This is a genomic window from Helicobacter suis, assembly GCF_902196135.1.
GTDB classification, from domain to species: domain Bacteria; phylum Campylobacterota; class Campylobacteria; order Campylobacterales; family Helicobacteraceae; genus Helicobacter; species Helicobacter suis_A.
Window position 1 is genome coordinate 1 of record NZ_CABIKE010000016.1, and the last position, 14,767, is coordinate 14,767.

At 41.7% G+C, this 14,767-nt stretch carries 22 protein-coding genes and 1 rRNA gene; 7 read left to right on the forward strand and 16 right to left on the reverse strand.

The features are described 5' to 3' along the window. From G6Q06_RS07610 to ndk, 12 genes are all read right to left on the reverse strand, one after another. Window positions 1-234, reverse strand: a 234-nt coding sequence (locus tag G6Q06_RS07610) for a restriction endonuclease subunit S (RefSeq protein ID WP_163566230.1), incomplete at its 3' end; no start/stop codon positions are given. A gap of 22 nt (window positions 235-256) precedes the next feature. Beyond that, window positions 257-589, reverse strand: a complete 333-nt coding sequence (locus G6Q06_RS07615) for a hypothetical protein (RefSeq protein WP_163566231.1) — start codon at window positions 587-589, stop codon at window positions 257-259. A gap of 153 nt (window positions 590-742) precedes the next feature. Next, window positions 743-1,108, reverse strand: coding sequence for a 50S ribosomal protein L19 (gene rplS / locus G6Q06_RS07620; RefSeq protein WP_163534124.1), 366 nt, complete (start codon window positions 1,106-1,108; stop codon window positions 743-745). 4 nt (window positions 1,109-1,112) lie between these two features. Further along, entirely contained in the window at window positions 1,113-1,841 is a 729-nt protein-coding gene (gene trmD, locus G6Q06_RS07625) for a tRNA (guanosine(37)-N1)-methyltransferase TrmD (RefSeq protein ID WP_163566232.1), read from the reverse strand. Continuing rightward, complete coding sequence (rimM, locus tag G6Q06_RS07630) at window positions 1,841-2,359, reverse strand: ribosome maturation factor RimM (RefSeq protein WP_163566233.1); 519 nt, start codon at window positions 2,357-2,359, stop codon at window positions 1,841-1,843. Before rimM ends, trmD begins: the two co-directional genes overlap by 1 nt. Beyond that, window positions 2,356-2,661, reverse strand: coding sequence for a KH domain-containing protein (locus G6Q06_RS07635; protein ID WP_163566234.1), 306 nt, complete (start codon window positions 2,659-2,661; stop codon window positions 2,356-2,358). The genes rimM and G6Q06_RS07635 overlap by 4 nt, the downstream gene beginning before the upstream one ends. Before the next feature lie 15 nt (window positions 2,662-2,676). Beyond that, a complete protein-coding gene (gene rpsP / locus G6Q06_RS07640) occupies window positions 2,677-2,904 on the reverse strand; it encodes a 30S ribosomal protein S16 (RefSeq protein WP_163534128.1) in 228 nt (75 codons plus the stop codon). Window positions 2,905-2,970: 66 nt separating this feature from the next. After that, the gene (locus tag G6Q06_RS07645) at window positions 2,971-3,957 is read right to left on the reverse strand and encodes a beta-ketoacyl-ACP synthase III (protein WP_205436002.1); all 987 of its coding nucleotides are present in this window, start codon (window positions 3,955-3,957) and stop codon (window positions 2,971-2,973) included. A gap of 21 nt (window positions 3,958-3,978) precedes the next feature. Beyond that, window positions 3,979-5,025, reverse strand: a complete 1,047-nt coding sequence (plsX, locus tag G6Q06_RS07650; protein WP_163566235.1) for a phosphate acyltransferase PlsX — start codon at window positions 5,023-5,025, stop codon at window positions 3,979-3,981. A 5-nt stretch (window positions 5,026-5,030) separates the two neighbouring features. After that, window positions 5,031-5,180 carry a 50S ribosomal protein L32 gene (gene rpmF / locus G6Q06_RS07655; RefSeq protein WP_163534130.1) on the reverse strand — a complete coding sequence of 50 codons (150 nt, stop codon included), beginning with the start codon at window positions 5,178-5,180 and terminating at the stop codon, window positions 5,031-5,033. A 14-nt stretch (window positions 5,181-5,194) separates the two neighbouring features. Continuing rightward, window positions 5,195-5,551, reverse strand: coding sequence for a DUF177 domain-containing protein (locus G6Q06_RS07660; RefSeq protein WP_163566236.1), 357 nt, complete (start codon window positions 5,549-5,551; stop codon window positions 5,195-5,197). 6 nt (window positions 5,552-5,557) lie between these two features. Continuing rightward, a complete protein-coding gene (gene ndk, locus G6Q06_RS07665) occupies window positions 5,558-5,962 on the reverse strand; it encodes a nucleoside-diphosphate kinase (protein ID WP_163565244.1) in 405 nt (134 codons plus the stop codon). A gap of 105 nt (window positions 5,963-6,067) precedes the next feature. On the opposite strand from ndk, the gene G6Q06_RS07670 reads away from it, so the two are divergent. From G6Q06_RS07670 to G6Q06_RS07705, 7 genes are all read left to right on the forward strand, one after another. Beyond that, on the forward strand, window positions 6,068-6,685 hold the full coding sequence (locus G6Q06_RS07670; protein WP_163565245.1) for a TorD/DmsD family molecular chaperone: 618 nt from the start codon (window positions 6,068-6,070) through the stop codon (window positions 6,683-6,685). Between the two features lie 9 nt (window positions 6,686-6,694). Beyond that, window positions 6,695-6,907: a hypothetical protein gene (locus G6Q06_RS07675; protein WP_163534134.1), complete on the forward strand. Its 213-nt coding sequence runs from the start codon at window positions 6,695-6,697 to the stop codon at window positions 6,905-6,907. Between the two features lie 20 nt (window positions 6,908-6,927). Then, window positions 6,928-9,735 carry a formate dehydrogenase subunit alpha gene (locus G6Q06_RS07685; protein ID WP_275896964.1) on the forward strand — a complete coding sequence of 936 codons (2,808 nt, stop codon included), beginning with the start codon at window positions 6,928-6,930 and terminating at the stop codon, window positions 9,733-9,735. A 10-nt stretch (window positions 9,736-9,745) separates the two neighbouring features. Further along, window positions 9,746-10,387, forward strand: coding sequence for a formate dehydrogenase FDH3 subunit beta (fdh3B, locus tag G6Q06_RS07690; protein ID WP_163499631.1), 642 nt, complete (start codon window positions 9,746-9,748; stop codon window positions 10,385-10,387). Window positions 10,388-10,397: 10 nt separating this feature from the next. Continuing rightward, window positions 10,398-11,261: a formate dehydrogenase subunit gamma gene (locus G6Q06_RS07695; RefSeq protein ID WP_163566238.1), complete on the forward strand. Its 864-nt coding sequence runs from the start codon at window positions 10,398-10,400 to the stop codon at window positions 11,259-11,261. 64 nt (window positions 11,262-11,325) lie between these two features. Next, window positions 11,326-12,159 carry a glycosyltransferase family 9 protein gene (locus G6Q06_RS07700; protein WP_163566239.1) on the forward strand — a complete coding sequence of 278 codons (834 nt, stop codon included), beginning with the start codon at window positions 11,326-11,328 and terminating at the stop codon, window positions 12,157-12,159. Next, window positions 12,044-12,571 carry a glycosyltransferase family 9 protein gene (locus G6Q06_RS07705; RefSeq protein WP_240329356.1) on the forward strand — a complete coding sequence of 176 codons (528 nt, stop codon included), beginning with the start codon at window positions 12,044-12,046 and terminating at the stop codon, window positions 12,569-12,571. Before G6Q06_RS07700 ends, G6Q06_RS07705 begins: the two co-directional genes overlap by 116 nt. Window positions 12,572-12,807: 236 nt before the next feature. On the opposite strand, the gene G6Q06_RS07710 is transcribed toward G6Q06_RS07705, so the two are convergent. The 4 genes from G6Q06_RS07710 to rrf form a co-directional block, all read right to left on the reverse strand. Next, window positions 12,808-13,455 (reverse strand): FkbM family methyltransferase, encoded by a 648-nt coding sequence (locus tag G6Q06_RS07710; RefSeq protein ID WP_240329358.1) that lies wholly within the window; start codon window positions 13,453-13,455, stop codon window positions 12,808-12,810. Continuing rightward, window positions 13,418-13,822 carry a hypothetical protein gene (locus G6Q06_RS07715; protein ID WP_163566241.1) on the reverse strand — a complete coding sequence of 135 codons (405 nt, stop codon included), beginning with the start codon at window positions 13,820-13,822 and terminating at the stop codon, window positions 13,418-13,420. The genes G6Q06_RS07710 and G6Q06_RS07715 overlap by 38 nt, the downstream gene beginning before the upstream one ends. A gap of 118 nt (window positions 13,823-13,940) precedes the next feature. Then, window positions 13,941-14,444 (reverse strand): pyruvate kinase, encoded by a 504-nt coding sequence (locus G6Q06_RS07720; protein WP_240329361.1) that lies wholly within the window; start codon window positions 14,442-14,444, stop codon window positions 13,941-13,943. Between the two features lie 224 nt (window positions 14,445-14,668). Further along, window positions 14,669-14,767 (reverse strand): 5S ribosomal RNA (gene rrf / locus G6Q06_RS07725); the annotation flags it as partial.

A 14,767-nucleotide genomic window follows, 5' to 3' on the forward strand; every position in this document is an offset into this window, starting at 1 on the left:
TGCGCGGATGTCATCCATCCTAAACCATGGGATAGTTCCCCCTTGCCAAAACTCTGGCCTGCTTTTTGAGGGGGTGTATCCGTTTTTGATGTTAAATATCTCCCCCAATCTCACCCACTCCACCCTAAAATTTTCTTTGAGTAGAGGGTGTTTAACAAGACTTGAAAAGGGATTTAACGCCTCTTGAAGTACTGGGGCTTGTTGGTTCTGCTCATTAGATCGCTTATCTGTCATTCTTTAAAAATCTCAAACCTTTTTAAATCGTTAAAAACCGATAGATTATTAAGATATTCTTAAATAACTTTATTATTCCCATCTTTAGAAGAACTTGAATTTTTCCATGCAATCCACCAAGTATCTTGCCAATCTCCCCCAACTCCACAAACTCCACCCCCCGTACTCTAAGCTCTTTTAACGCTTCTTGCAAGGGTAAGTTTTGTAAATCTGTATACAAACTCTCTTGTTCTTTTTTGCACTCTCTTAAGTTTGTGGCCTGCTTTAGGTGTTTAACCTCACTTGTTGGGGTGTTTAACGCCTCTTGAAGTACTGAGTCTTGTGTGCTTTGCTTATTAGATTGTTTGTCTTTCATTCTTTAAAAATCTAAAAACCTATGCAACCTTGACTTTTTAGAGTTGATCAAGCAAAGCACGCCCAAGTTAATCGCGCGTCTTTAGCACAAATTACCGCGCTTGCCTAGTTAAATTTACAAGAGCGCGAAATGGTAATTATTTTGATTGAAAAACTAAGCCAACTCTTTTTTGCGTACTTCTTTAATGCGTGCTGCTTTGCCTTTTCTGTGGCGCAAGTAGTAGAGTTTAGCCCGGCGCACACGCCCCACCCGCAAAACTTCAATACTCACCAAACTTGCCGCATATAAGGGAAAAATCCTCTCCACGCCTACACCATTTGCGCCAATTTTACGGACACAAAAGGTCTTACCCACTCCAGAGCCGCGCAAACTAATGCACACTCCCTCAAAATTTTGGGTACGCATCTTATCGCCCTCTTGGATACGAATCCCTAATCTTAGCGTGTCTCCTGCTTTAAACCTGGGGGGTTCTACTTTAATCTGCGCATCTTCAAAGGATTTTAGATAGCGATCTTTCATGGGGTTAACCTTTCTTGTGTTGTTGAGAGAAACATTGCAAAGACTTATCTAAGTGGTAGAGAGACGGATAATAATATTGAGTCCGCTTGATAGATAAATCACGCATAACCGACGCTATTTTAGCATGGTTTCCCTTTGAATACTCTGAAATCGTGGGTAATTGCGTACAACTGGGGGTATTAGTGGACAATTCATAGGTGTTAGCAAAATTAGGAGCTTCTAATAGATTATTTTCAAAACTCTCTTTTTCTAAAGAAGCGCTATTACCTAAAGTCCCCTCTAAGAGCCGCGCTACACTATCACAGATACAAAGGGCGGCTAATTCCCCCCCAGTGAGTATAAAATCGCCCACACTGAGCACCTCATCAGCATGTTTTTCAATCAAGCGTTCATCAAATCCATCATAACGCCCACAAACTAGTACCAAATGCGCATAATTAGCTAATCTCTTAGCATCTTGTTGGTTATAAGGTTTGCCCACAGGGCTTAAAAAGATCACATGCCCACTATCTACACTCTTAAGGGCATTTTCAACCATGTAGGGGTCTAGAATCTGCCCCGCACCCCCGCTTACTAAAGGAAAATCAGCGCGCTTAAATTTATGAGGAGAGAAAGAACGCATATTGATAATCTCTAGGCTAAAAATGGCGCGCTCCAAAGCCCGTTTTAAAATAGAATCTTCAAAATAAAAAGAAAGCAATTTGGGAAAAAGAGTGAGTAAACTAAAACGCATTAACTTTCTTCTAAAAGCCCTTTGCTATCTTGGGTATAAATGCGCTGTATGGATAAATCTACTCGCAAAATATAGCGCGCAATATAAGGGATTAAAAAACTCTTATTAAAGCTTTGTACGCGTAAATAAGCCATAGAGGCTAGATCATCTACACTAACCACCCGCCCTAAAATAGCGCCCTCTTCTTCAATCTCTAATCCAATTAGTTGGGAGTATAAAAACTCCCCTTCTGCTAAATGGCAATATTTTAGAGTTTCTTTTTCACTCATGGCTAAAGTACAACCCGTTAAAGTTTTGGCAAGCTCTGGAGTTTCTAGCCCTTCAAAAAAGATCAGTGAGGGTTTGGCTGTATATTGTTTAATAATAAGGGTACGGGGCGCTCCCATGTGGTAAGCATAAACCTGCGCGCCTTTTTGCAAACACTCCAAACAATTCCCTTTTAAAAAAAGTTTAAGACCACCCAAAAGCCCTACACAGCGCCCAATCACACCCACCACTAACAAATCCTCTATTCTCATGATACATAAGGGTTTTCAGAAGCTAGAACAATGATTTTATAGCTTAGCCCGTCTTTTGCCTTCACGCCTGAAATAAAAGCTCTAAGAGCGCTAACCATTTTGCCATCTTTACCAATCACGCGTCCCATGTCCATAGGATTGGTGTAGATTAAAATTTCTTTGATTTGTCCTTGCAACCTAGATTGTACTTGCAAAACCTGAGGGTAGGCGACGATCTTTTTACAATACGCCTCTACAAATTTTTCAACACAAAACCCCTCTCTTTCCTCCCCGCTGGGGTTTTGCTCACTAAAGTGCTCCATTTTAAATAGCCTAATTTATCCTTTAGAGAGTTTTTCCACCCGCTCACTCATTCTAGCCCCTACACTTTTCCAATAATCTAATCTTTCATGATTGATTTGTACCACTTTGGGATTACTCAAGGGGTTATAATACCCAATAGATTCAATCCAACCCCCATCGCGGCGCTTTCTAGAATCTGTAACAACAACCCGGTAAAAAGGTTTTTTCCTCCGCCCAATCCGTGTAAGCCTAACAACCGTCATGTTTATCCTTTATCAATTTCTGCAAAACCCCTATTTTAGTACTTTTTTCTAAAAACAAGCTTCAACCTAGCCACCAAAATACACCAGAGCAGACCCCCAAGTCAATCCGCCCCCAAAAGCATCTAATAGCATTAAATCGCCCTTTTTAAGTTTGCCTTGCTCATAAATCTCATTCATAGCCATAGGAATACTGGCCGCTGAGGTGTTGCCATATTTTTGCACGGTTAAAATCACCTGTTCCTCTTTGAAAGCTAATTGGTTTTGCACGGCCTGAATAATGCGTAAATTAGCCTGATGGGGGATAAAATAAGTGATATCTTCTGGTTGCAAATGATTAGCTTTTAAAATCTCCTCTACATCTTTAAGCAAAGTTTTAATCGCCATTTTAAAAACCCCATTGCCATTCATGTGCAGGGTTTGGCTTTGTTCTTGAGCTGTGATAAAAGTGCTTGGCTTAAGTGATCTGGGGGTATAAAGATAATCTGTATAGCGCCCATCTGCAGCAATTTTAACATCTAAAATACGCTCTCTTGGATTTTCTGTAGAAGAGATCACACACGCCCCCGCTCCATCTCCAAAGAGTACGCAGGTACTGCGATCTGTAAAATCTAGTACGCTGCTACACTTCTCTGCCCCCACGATTAAAACATGGCAATACATGCCACTTTCTACAAAGGCTTTAGCTGTGGCTAAAAGATAGATAAACCCACTACAAGCAGCGATAATATCCATACTAGGGGTGTTCTCTAGCCCTAATTTAGCGCTTAAACTACAAGCTGTAGAGGGCATAGCCACATGATCAGGGCTAAGAGTACCTACTAAAACTAGATCAATATCTTTTAGCTCTAAACCGGAGCGCTCAATAGCTAGCTGTGCAGCCTTTAAACCTAGATCGCTACTCTTTTGATTAGGTGTGGCAAAATAACGGGTTTTAATCCCTGTGCGTTTATAAATCCAATCATCGCTGGTATCTAAAAAACTCTCAAAAACATGGTTGGGGATACATTTTTCTGGCACATAAGCAGCGACAGATCGCAACATCGCATAGGGCATGCTCTTCCTTTCCCTAAAAACTCAAGCGGAGGGGTCTTGTGTTGTAGAACCCTCATTTTTTTTATGATCAAATGCTAGCGCCATTTTTTCAGCTACGCCACTCTCTTTAGCCTTGATTGCCTGATAAATCGCACATTCAACAGCCCTAGCATTGCTTTTACCATGGCTAATGATCACGACTTTATTCACACCCAAAAGAGGCGCGCCCCCGTACTCGGCATAATCAGTTTTTTGTTTGAGTGTGCTAAAGGCATCTTTTAATAAAAACGCCCCCATTTTAGCGCCAAAACTTCCCTTAATGGTGTTTTTAAAAATGCCAGCAATGGCACTAGCAACGCCCTCTGTAGTCTTTAATAACACATTACCCACAAAACCATCGCACACCACGACATCTACATTATTGACAAAAATATCACTGCCCTCAACATTGCCTTTAAAAATGGGCGGGCTCTCTTTATCCACACAAAAAAGAGGGTATTCTTTGATCAGTTTAAAGGCTTCTTTAGTTATGAGATTGCCCTTGCTATCTTCCTCCCCATTAGATAAAAGCCCCACTGTGGGGTTTTCATAACCAAGTACATTTCTAGCGTATTCATAGCCTAGAATTGCAAAATCTAGCAAATATTCTGCCTTACAATCCGTGTTAGCCCCCACATCTAAACACAAACTAGGACGCTGACCAACTGAGGGCATTAAAGTACAAAGTGCCGGACGGCTCACGCCCTTAATGCGCCCTAATCTAAGCGTGGCTAGCCCCATAGTCGCCCCACTATGCCCAGCAGAAACTAACGCATCAGCTCCGTTATTTTTTAAAATTTCCATGCCCACAAAGATAGAAGACTCTTTGCGCTTGAGTGCATCGGTGGCTTGCTCGTCCATGCGGATATAATCCGCACAGTCAATGATTTCTACCTTAGAAACTAAATCCTTAGAGATAAAAGCCTTAGCTTTTTTAGCATCTCCAACTAGCACTGGTTTAAAGACTTGGGTACTTAGCGCCTTAGAAACCCCCTCAATAATGGGCAAAACCCCTAGGTCTGCTCCCATCATATCAACGACAATTTTCATTGGGGTTATTTATAATTGCCCGTAAACTGGTTAAGAAAATGGGGTAGTTTCCAGCTCCCATCCTTACCTTTAACAGGCATTGCCAACTTTGCGGTGTAATGGGTGCGTCTTTTTTTTGCTCTAGTTTTACTCACGCGTCTATCAGGAACGGCCATGTTTATCCTTTGTTTTAATCTAAGTAATGGTAATCAGCTTGGATGGACTGCACTTCTGAGTACAACACATCGGCTATATCAATCATGCCATCAAAACTTTCAATGACATCTAGGGCATCTATGCCCGCTTCATTCCTCTCTTTAGGATCAAAGACCCTATCACAGATAAAGATTTTTAAATCCTGTAAAATCTCTTTAAAGAAAGGTTTAGCGCTTCTAGCACACTCTACTTGTATTCTCCCTTGCAAATGCCCCTCTAGCAAAAAAAGATTGGAACTAATTCTTTTAACCCCACCTTCTAAGCGCATGCCCTCATGTTCATAGGCAATAGGGCTAGAAGAATAACCTATTTTTTGCATTTTCAGACGCATTAAATCTTACTTGCCAAAGAAAAAAGCAATCTCTCTTTGGGCGTTCTCAACACTATCGCTTCCATGCACCACATTAGCATCAATGTTTTCGGCAAAATCCGCCCTAATTGTACCCGGCTTAGCAGCCCTTGGATCAGTTGCGCCCATTAATTCACGATTTTTCTCTACAGCATTAGGCCCTTCTAACACCATCACCACCACTTCGCCACTGGTCATAAAAGCGATTAAATCATTAAAAAAAGGCCTCTCTTGGTGGATTGCATAAAAATCTTCAGCCTGTTCTTTACTCAGGTGTAGGCGTTTGATGTTCACCACCTCTAAACCCGCCTCTTCAAAACGGGTAATGATTTTGCCGATGATACGCTTTTTCACGCCATCGGGCTTAATAATTGAAAGAGTATCCACACGCATCCTTGCTTAAGAATTCTAAAATTGCGTATTCTAGCAAACTAAGTGGATTTTTTAGCTTAAAACCTTTAACCAAGATGTGCAAAACTTATAGTACAATGCTTGCCCATGAATAGCATAGACCCTAATCTTACTCGCGCCCGTGCGCTTTATTACCGCTTGTGGCATTATGTGGTGGTTTTTATCAAGACAGAAGAAAGCTTCGAGGAATTAAGAGCTCTTGTAGATTATTTAAAAAACTTCCCCTTTGATCCAGAAACACAAAAGGCGTGGCAAGATTGGCATGCTTTTTTAGAAAAAGGTTTTGAGACTTTTTTAGCCGAACAAAATGCCGTGTTATTTGCTCCTGATTCTTCTTTTGTACCCATGAGTGCGTCTTATTATTTGGAGGGTCAGGATAATGGCAAAAAACGCCTTGAGGCCATCGCCATTTTAAAGCAATCCGGTTTGCAGTTAGAGAGCCACACTCTCCCCCATGCAGTCAGTGAAGACGATCTAGGCTTTTTAACCTTAATGATGAATGCTTTTTTGCAACAAATCCTAGAAGGGCAAGATTTATGGGAGTTACACGCGCGGCTTTTTAAGGATTTTTTCCATCTCTTTGGCGATGCCTTTATAGAGGCTATTGCTAGCCATGAAAAAAGTATTTGTTATCAAAATTGCGCTATAATACTAAGCGCATTCATCAAACACGAGAGGTTGTTTTTTAACCTTATTTCACACTAGGAGTTGGCCATGCAAGAGAAAAGACGCCAAGCCTTAAAAACTCTAGGAACTTTAGGAGCAGGCGTTTTAGCAGGAGAGGCGTTAGAGGCCACGATGCCACAACGCGCACTTTTTAACACCGAGCCAGATAGCAATGGGGTCGTGGTGGGTAAGAGTGTCAAAAAAGAAATTCTCTACCATAAAACCCCCGCTTGGGATATTTTTTATAAAGCTGTGTGGTAATTTCTTAAGAAAGGATAGACATGGGAAATTTGAGTCGTCGTTCATTTTTAAAAATGGGCGCTATTGGGGCTGGCGCTGGGGCAAGCTTAGCCTTTGCTAACACTAAGACAACTAAACAAGAGCCGGTTATTGATCCTAATGAGGGAGTCAAACGGGTTAAAACCATTTGTAGCATTTGTTCGGCTGGATGTGGAATCATTGCAGAGGTTAAAGACGGGGTGTGGATTCGCCAAGATGTTGCCCAAGATCACCCCATTAGTGCAGGAAGCCACTGCTGTAAGGGCGTGGATCAAATAGACTTGGTTAAATCTAAAATGCGCCTTAAATATCCGCTTAAAAGAGAGGGAGGGCAGTGGAAACGCATTAGCTATGAGCAAGCCATTGATGAGGTGAGCGCTAAGATGATTGCTATGCGCGCTAAATACGGGCCTGATAGCATGATGTTTTTAGGCAGTGCGAAAATGAATTCGCAGCAAGCCTACTACTGGCGCAAATTCGCGGCCTTTTATGGTACGAATAACATTGATCATGTAGCTAGGATTTGACACAGCACCACAGTCGCCGGTGTGGCGAATACATGGGGGTATGGTGCGATGACAAATCACTTTGGAGACATTGTCGGGCATTCTAAAGCTATTTTGATGATTGGCCTTAATACGGCGGTGAGTAACCCCATTGGCTTTAAGCACTTTTTACAGGCAAAGGATCGCAATAACGCTAAACTCATTGTGATTGATCCGGTTTTTACTAAAAGTGCGGCTAAGGCAGATATTTATGTGCGTATCCGCTCAGGCACTGATATTGCCTTTGTTTATGGCATGTTGCACTTAATCTTTAAGCATGGTTGGGAAGATAAAGAGGTTATTAAAAACCAAACTTACGGGGTTGATGCGATTAAAAAAGAGGCCTTAAAGTACACGCCAGAAGTGGTAGAGGATATTACAGGTGTGCCTAGAGACCTTCTTATCCAAACTACCCGCGTGTTTGCGCAAGCCAAGCCAGCTACTCTAGCTTGGGCGCTAGGTATCACCCAGCACACTGTGGGCAGTTCTAATACCCGTATTTTGTCTATCTTGCAGCTTGTGTTAGGCAACATGGGCAAAAAAGGCGGGGGCTGTAATATCGTGCGCGGGCATGACAATGTGCAGGGCTCTACGGATATGTGTTGTGTAGCAGATAATTTGCCGGGCTATTATGGTTTGAGTGAGGAGAGCTGGAAGTATTATGCCAAATGCTGGGGTGTGGATTTTTCGTATTTGCAAAAACGCTTCCATGCGCCTGAGTGGATGCATAAAAAGGGCTATAGTTTGTCTTTGTGGTATGAGGGCGTATTGCAGGAGAGCAAAACCCACTCTAACGCTCCAATTAAGGGCTTGTGGGTACAGGGCAATGGAGTTTCCTCTCTAGCGCACAATACAAAAATGGCTAAGGCCATTGAAAAGCTTGATTTAATGGTCATTGCCGAACCCTTCTTAAACGAGGCGGCCATTTTAACCGAGCGCCCTGATGGGGTTTATGTATTGCCTGTGGCTACTCAGTTTGAATGTGAGGGCATCGTTGTAGCCACCAATAGAGGCGCGCAGTGGCGTAGCCAAGTGGTTAAGCCCATCTATGAAACCAAGCAAGATCATGAATTGATGTTTGAAATGGCTAAAAAATTTGGTTTCTATGATGAGTACACCAAAGCCCTTTTATGCGATTTTGATAAAAACGGCAAACTTGTACAGGTGCGTAAAAGCTTTAGCTGGCCTGAGGATGCCACAAGAGAGCTTGCGCGCACGGTTAAGGTGATTGGATTAGGGGGCTGGACACCAGAGCGCTTAAAAGCCCAACAAGAAAACTGGCATATGTTTGATTATGAAACTTTAGAAGGCTATGGCCCTATGAAAGGGCAATATTATGGCTTGCCATGGCCAGCATGGACGCCACAACACCCCGGCACACCTATTTTATATAACACCAGTGTACCCACTAAAGAGGGGGGCATGGGCTTTAGGGCGCGCTTTGGCGAGGAGCGCAACGGGCAAAGTTTGCTTGCAGATAAAAGTGTAACGGTTAAGGGATCGGCTATACAGGGAGGCCACCCAGAGATTACAAAGGCCAATATTGAAAAGGTACTTGGTATTCAGCTTACCCCGCATGAAAGAGAAATCATGGGGGATAACTGGAAAGTAGATACTAGCGGGCTGATCCAGAAAAAATGCGATGAAAAGGGCGTGTGTGTTTATGGCAATGCTAGAGCGCGGGCAATTGTCTGGAGTTTTATTGATCAAATTCCTTTGCACAGAGAGCCTTTGCACTCCCCACGCCCCGATCTAGTGAAAAAATACCCCGCTATCAAGGATCAAATCAATAACTTTAGGGTAGATGTGCGCTATGCAAGCGAGCAAAGCCGACAGGATTGGGCTAAGGAATTTCCGATTGTAATAGCCTCTATGCGTCTTGTGAATTTAAGCGGAGCAGGAATGTTAGAGAGAACAAGCAAGTATCTTTCTCATATCACCCCGGAAATGTTTTGCCATATCCACCCGGATCTAGCGCTTAGCCATGGGATTAAAGATGGAGAGATGATGTGGGTGCATTCACCGGAGGGCACAAAAATTAAGGTTAAGGCTATTTTTAGCCACGCGGTTACTCCCGATCGCATCTGCATGCCCTATAGTTTTGCAGGAATCTTACAAGGGGTAGATTTGAGTCATCGCTACCCTGAGGGCACTAAGCCCTACACCACAGGTGAGAGTTCTAACACGATCACTAACTACGGCTTTGATCCGGTAACCCAAATTCCTGAATTTAACGCCGGTCTTTGCCGCATTGAGAAGGCTTAAAGGAGAGTACATGACTAATTTAGCACCTGCCAAGCAAATCCCCAATGCTAATCGCATGAAGTTTTATTGCGATGATAACCGCTGTATTAGTTGCTTTGCTTGCTCGGTGGCCTGTTCACACTCCAACGAATTAGCAGTAGGGCTTAATAGACGCAAGGTTGTTACGCTGTATGAGGGGGTAGAGGGCAAGGAAAAATCCATCTCCATTGCCTGCCAGCACTGCACAGACGCGCCCTGTGCACAGGTATGCCCGGTGGATTGTTTTTATATCCGTGAGGATGGCATTGTACTGCACAATAAAGAAACCTGTATTGGGTGTGGGTATTGTTTATATGCTTGCCCTTTTGGCGCGCCCCAATTTCCCAGAGACGGGGCTTTTGGTGTGCGTGGGGTGATGGATAAATGCACGATGTGTGCCGGAGGTCCAGCGCCTACGCATTCTAAAAAAGAAATGGAACTTTATGGAGTCAATCGCATCGCTAGCGGCCAAGTACCCATGTGTGCGGCAACTTGTGCGACCAATGCGTTATTAGTAGGGGATGCGCTCAGCATTGCAAACATCTATAGAAAACGCATCATGGCAAAATATGCCAATGCACAGGATTTTAAAACCAAAGCACAGCACCAATTAGAGGGCGCAGAACAACCCTAAGGAAGGATTTATGAGAAAGTTTGTACTCCTTTTTATCGCCTCCTGTTTGCAAGCACAAGATTTACCCCTAGATCAGGAGCGTGTTTTAGGGATTTTGCCTTATGGGCAAATGCAGACAGGCAAGCTAGGGCAACTCTGGACTCTCTGGCAGGCGCATTATTTTTTAGGGCTGTTTTTAGCAGTAGTGGTAGGGGTTGGCTTTGGGTTTTTGTTGCATTATTTGATCATCGGGCCTAAGATTTTTGCGCACGGGGGTAAAAAAATCCCCTTTTTCACGCGCTTTAACCGCATTATCCACTGGATCGCTGGGGTTTCTTTTACTTTACTTGTACCTACAGGCTTAATCATGATCTTTGGGGTGTATTTTGGGGGCGGGGCATTTGTGCGCTTCTGTCGCATCGTGCATAGTGTGGGTTGTGTGATTTTTATGGTAGCGGTGTTGCCTATGCTTTTTATGTGGTTTAAGGACATGCTCTTTAGGCTAGCAGATATTAAATGGATGCTCATCGTGGGGGGGTATTTGTCTAAGGAGAAAAAACCCGTACCTGCCTATAAGTTCAACGCGGGGCAAAAAATATGGTTTTGGATCGCGACTTTAGGCGGTCTTGTGATGATACTCAGCGGGGCTGTTTTGTACTTTAATACAGATGATTTAGGAAAAATTGCTGATTTTTTTGGGCTCTATCAAATCTCGCTTTTGCGGCTCAGTGCGCTTGTTCATAACTTTCTTGGCTTGGCTATGGTGGGCTTTTTCATCGTGCATTTATATATGTCTTTGTTTGCTATTAAAGGTTCGCTAAACTCCATGCTTGATGGCAACAAAGAAGAAGAAGAGGTCAGAATTTTACACAGCTTATATCACAAGGGGGTGTAGCTCCTTTTATGATTTTTTCCTCTTAAAAGAATTGTGCTACAATGAGCTCTTTTAAAGGGGCTTTTTGGTGTTGATTTTTCGTATTTTATATAAGTGTTGGCACAGAGTAATAGATACCTTGCTAGCTGATTTGATACCTCGTATTAAAGAAAAACTTTTTTATGGCTTGCATGCTTTGCTTTTGTTTTATCGTCGCTACACAAAGCAAGAAATCCGCCCTAAAACTTTACTACTTATCAGACTTGATAGAATGGGTGATTACTGCCTCTTTAGAAATTTTTTAAAACCTTTGAGGGAGAGTTATCCGGATTATGAGATCACACTTGGCTGCAGTAAATATAATCGTGAGCTAGTAGATCTCTGTGGCGATACAAACTTTATTGATCGTATCATCGTGATAGATAATAATAAATGGAACTTTTGGAGTTTGCTTAAAACTCTGTTTTTCTTCAGTCGCCAAAGCTATGAAATCGTGGTTTATGCCATGTATAGGCGGGTATACTTTTATGATCTTTTGGTGTATATTATCCATGCTAAGCATAAAATCCGCTCCCAATATTTTGAGCCTAATTCTAAAAGATACCTCACTTCTTCTTCTCTAACTCTCCAATCTAAAGATAGCATTTATACAACGATTTTAGACGCCTCCCCCGCCACTCTCTTTGAATTTGATCGCAATAGAGAGTTCTTTAGCCAGCTTCTTAAAAAACCTCTTACAGACATTAAATACCACCTTGATCTCCCTCCTTTGCCCAAAGATTTCTCTCTCCCTTGTAAGCCTTATGGGGTGTTTTTCTTGGGAGCTTCTGTTCCTAGAAAAAAAATGGTCTTTGCAGTCTTGGATAGAACTTGCTTTAAAAATCTCACCAGATTTTCAAATTGTACTTTGCGGTTCTAAAAGCGAGATAAATGAGGCACAAGAGATCATGTTAGGTTTTCCTAAAGCTCTTAATCTTGTTGGTCAAACTACCTTCACAGAACTTTTGCATGTACTCTCCCAATCCTCCTTTATTGTCTCCCTAGAAACAGCTATCCCTCACTTTGCAGTAGCTTTAGGCTTAGGGCCTATTTTTGTGATCTGTAATGCTAACGGTCTAGGCCGCTTTTTGCCCTATCCAGAATACATTCAGGCTAATTACCATGTGATCTACCATCCTAAAGTAGAGGCTTTACTAGCCACTCCCCATGGCTTTGGCCGCTGTATGGAAATTTATACAAATAACAAGTTAGATTTAAGAATCTATTGCCCTGGATTTATTACAAAGGTAGTTGAAAAGATGAAAGCTGTGGATGAGAGGTTGGTTAGATAAGACGCTGACTCTTAAAGCTAGTATTTTGTATCCATTACAAGTTGCATTACTAACAGGCTTTTTAAAAGATAGATAGGTTTTTTAAATCGCATTATTTTTCATTAAAAAATCGTAACCTTATTCCACAGCTTTTATCGTGCGGGCACGCACTATGAACAATAGAAAGTGTGAAATTAGAGTAACTATTTTAAAAACCAATTAGCAAATTTTCTTGATCTACTCACCTTTATAAAATTTCATGTAAAATCAATAGAAATATTAAAATATTGCCCGTTGGGATCATTTGGATAATCCAAACCCTCTATATCTCCACAGACAGAGCGTAGGCTAAAATCTTTTGGTAAAAGATCTTTTCTGGCGTAACTAACTTCAATTTGGCCTGCAAAGAATTGATTGGTGTAGTAATAAGAAGCGCATGTAACATAGTGCAAATGGATGACTTGAAAAGCTGAGGCAAATTTTTCCAAAATAGCAAGATACCTTATAGACTGGAATCTATTGCGTGGATCAATCCAGTGAAATTCCACAATGATTTGTGCAAAGTATTTTTCAAGAAGCGCAAAATCTAGTTTCTCAAAAATATCCCACTCTGCCCCCTCAATATCCATTTGTAAAATATTGTGCGCATTAACATCCAAGTTATAATCTTGCAAAATCTGCTCTAAGCTAATTGTTTTAGAATCATTTTTTGTGCCGACAAATTTTTTATGAAAGATAATATTTTTGTAGGAATCAGGGCTTTTCTCAATGCTCCCATCATATTGCAAAACCAAATAGCCCTTTTGCGCCATTTCTAAATCCCAAGGGGAATAAGTAGAAACCCCCAAAGAAAGAGCAATAGGCTGTTTACTCTCTCTCTCTCTCTCTCGTTGTCGCTGGATCAAGCATCACATACCCTCCATCGCTCTTTCCACCCACACGGATAAGATGATCTAGTTTAGCAGGTTGGAGGAGTTTAAGGTAGGCATCAATGGTGTTAGCAACAGCTGGGCTAAAATCTATAATGAGACGGGCTACAAGGGGAGGTTGTTGTAAAAGGGCATAGCAGATCTGCTTGTGTTCTCTATTTTCTACGCAATTTTGAATTATTTGCGTTAATCTAAGTTGATGAGTTTCATATTCTAAACACGCTAATTTATAATTTAAATCATTATTTAAACACGCTATTTTATCATTCACTTCTCCAACAAAAATATGCCTTAATCTGTATACAAAACTTTTCAGCCATTCCTTTAATCTTTGCTTTAACATGCCTTTTTCCTTTAAAAAATAACAATTTAAAAAGTAATCATTGGACTTTTTATCCCCCGCACACCCACACCTCCCCATTTTTACAAAGGGCAAATATTTTTAGCTTTCAAAAAACCACCTAAACCAAAACAACTCCCCCTTTGGCTCTCAAAGGCTCCTCAACCTTTTCATACCAATCCATGACAATTCGTGAACCTGCTCCGCATTTCTTTAAAGTGAGTCGCAATTCTGGCAATTTAATCGGGATTTCCATAAATCCCCCATGTGCCCAGTCTAAGATTTTAACAGGCCGTCTGTAGATAATCCAGCTTACTAAGTTGTCTTCTTTTTTAGCAATGCATAAACTCCTGTCTTTCCTAATGTCATACGCTGCACCGATAACCTGTGTTAGGGCGATCAGTTGCTTACCTTTTCTTACCGCCACGATGTCGTTAATCCGCATTGTATTTAGAAAATTTCCAATTTGCGCTGTTCCCTTTTCCCAGTCTGCCAAGCCAATAAAACCATATCTTTCCAAAATTTTGCGCACATCATGCGCATTCCATGACAGATGCGGCTGATGCATTTGCATGTGCCAAAATTCCTGAAAAGGGATACCTGAAACATCTAAAACATCTACCATCATTAAAACCTCACTTTCTAACCTTTCTAGGGATTAGGGATTAGAGATTAGGGATTAGGGATTAGGGATTAGGGATTAGGGATTAGGGATTGTCGCACATAAAAACTTAAGAAATCTTGAATATTAGAAAGTTAAGCCTCAAAAAGCCAAAATAATCTCTAGAAAAGAAACGAAAGGGTTATCCAAATAAAACTAAAAAAGCAAGAACAAGTAAACTGCCAAATCCCCCGCATCACCCTACTTTCCCACTCTTGCAAAGAGCAGTATCATCGGCGTTAGAGAGCTTGACTTCCAGGTTCGGGATGGAGCTGGGTATTTCCTCT

What these genes read in the sequence shown, in the direction of transcription:
- G6Q06_RS07695 (WP_163566238.1), top strand. Translation starts at nt 10,398, where the DNA reads ATGAGAAAGTTTGTACTCCTTTTTATCGCCTCCTGTTTGCAAGCACAA.
- G6Q06_RS07715 (WP_163566241.1), bottom strand. Translation starts at nt 13,822, where the DNA reads ATGTTAAAGCAAAGATTAAAGGAATGGCTGAAAAGTTTTGTATACAGA.
- rpmF (WP_163534130.1), bottom strand. Translation starts at nt 5,180, where the DNA reads ATGGCCGTTCCTGATAGACGCGTGAGTAAAACTAGAGCAAAAAAAAGA.
- trmD (WP_163566232.1), bottom strand. Translation starts at nt 1,841, where the DNA reads ATGCGTTTTAGTTTACTCACTCTTTTTCCCAAATTGCTTTCTTTTTAT.
- ndk (WP_163565244.1), bottom strand. Translation starts at nt 5,962, where the DNA reads ATGCGTGTGGATACTCTTTCAATTATTAAGCCCGATGGCGTGAAAAAG.
- rpsP (WP_163534128.1), bottom strand. Translation starts at nt 2,904, where the DNA reads ATGACGGTTGTTAGGCTTACACGGATTGGGCGGAGGAAAAAACCTTTT.
- plsX (WP_163566235.1), bottom strand. Translation starts at nt 5,025, where the DNA reads ATGAAAATTGTCGTTGATATGATGGGAGCAGACCTAGGGGTTTTGCCC.
- G6Q06_RS07705 (WP_240329356.1), top strand. Translation starts at nt 12,044, where the DNA reads ATGGGGTGTTTTTCTTGGGAGCTTCTGTTCCTAGAAAAAAAATGGTCT.
- G6Q06_RS07660 (WP_163566236.1), bottom strand. Translation starts at nt 5,551, where the DNA reads ATGCGTCTGAAAATGCAAAAAATAGGTTATTCTTCTAGCCCTATTGCC.
- G6Q06_RS07645 (WP_205436002.1), bottom strand. Translation starts at nt 3,957, where the DNA reads ATGCCCTATGCGATGTTGCGATCTGTCGCTGCTTATGTGCCAGAAAAA.
- G6Q06_RS07615 (WP_163566231.1), bottom strand. Translation starts at nt 589, where the DNA reads ATGAAAGACAAACAATCTAATAAGCAAAGCACACAAGACTCAGTACTT.
- G6Q06_RS07720 (WP_240329361.1), bottom strand. Translation starts at nt 14,444, where the DNA reads ATGGTAGATGTTTTAGATGTTTCAGGTATCCCTTTTCAGGAATTTTGG.
- fdh3B (WP_163499631.1), top strand. Translation starts at nt 9,746, where the DNA reads ATGACTAATTTAGCACCTGCCAAGCAAATCCCCAATGCTAATCGCATG.
- G6Q06_RS07670 (WP_163565245.1), top strand. Translation starts at nt 6,068, where the DNA reads ATGAATAGCATAGACCCTAATCTTACTCGCGCCCGTGCGCTTTATTAC.
- rimM (WP_163566233.1), bottom strand. Translation starts at nt 2,359, where the DNA reads ATGAGAATAGAGGATTTGTTAGTGGTGGGTGTGATTGGGCGCTGTGTA.
- rplS (WP_163534124.1), bottom strand. Translation starts at nt 1,108, where the DNA reads ATGAAAGATCGCTATCTAAAATCCTTTGAAGATGCGCAGATTAAAGTA.
- G6Q06_RS07635 (WP_163566234.1), bottom strand. Translation starts at nt 2,661, where the DNA reads ATGGAGCACTTTAGTGAGCAAAACCCCAGCGGGGAGGAAAGAGAGGGG.
- G6Q06_RS07675 (WP_163534134.1), top strand. Translation starts at nt 6,695, where the DNA reads ATGCAAGAGAAAAGACGCCAAGCCTTAAAAACTCTAGGAACTTTAGGA.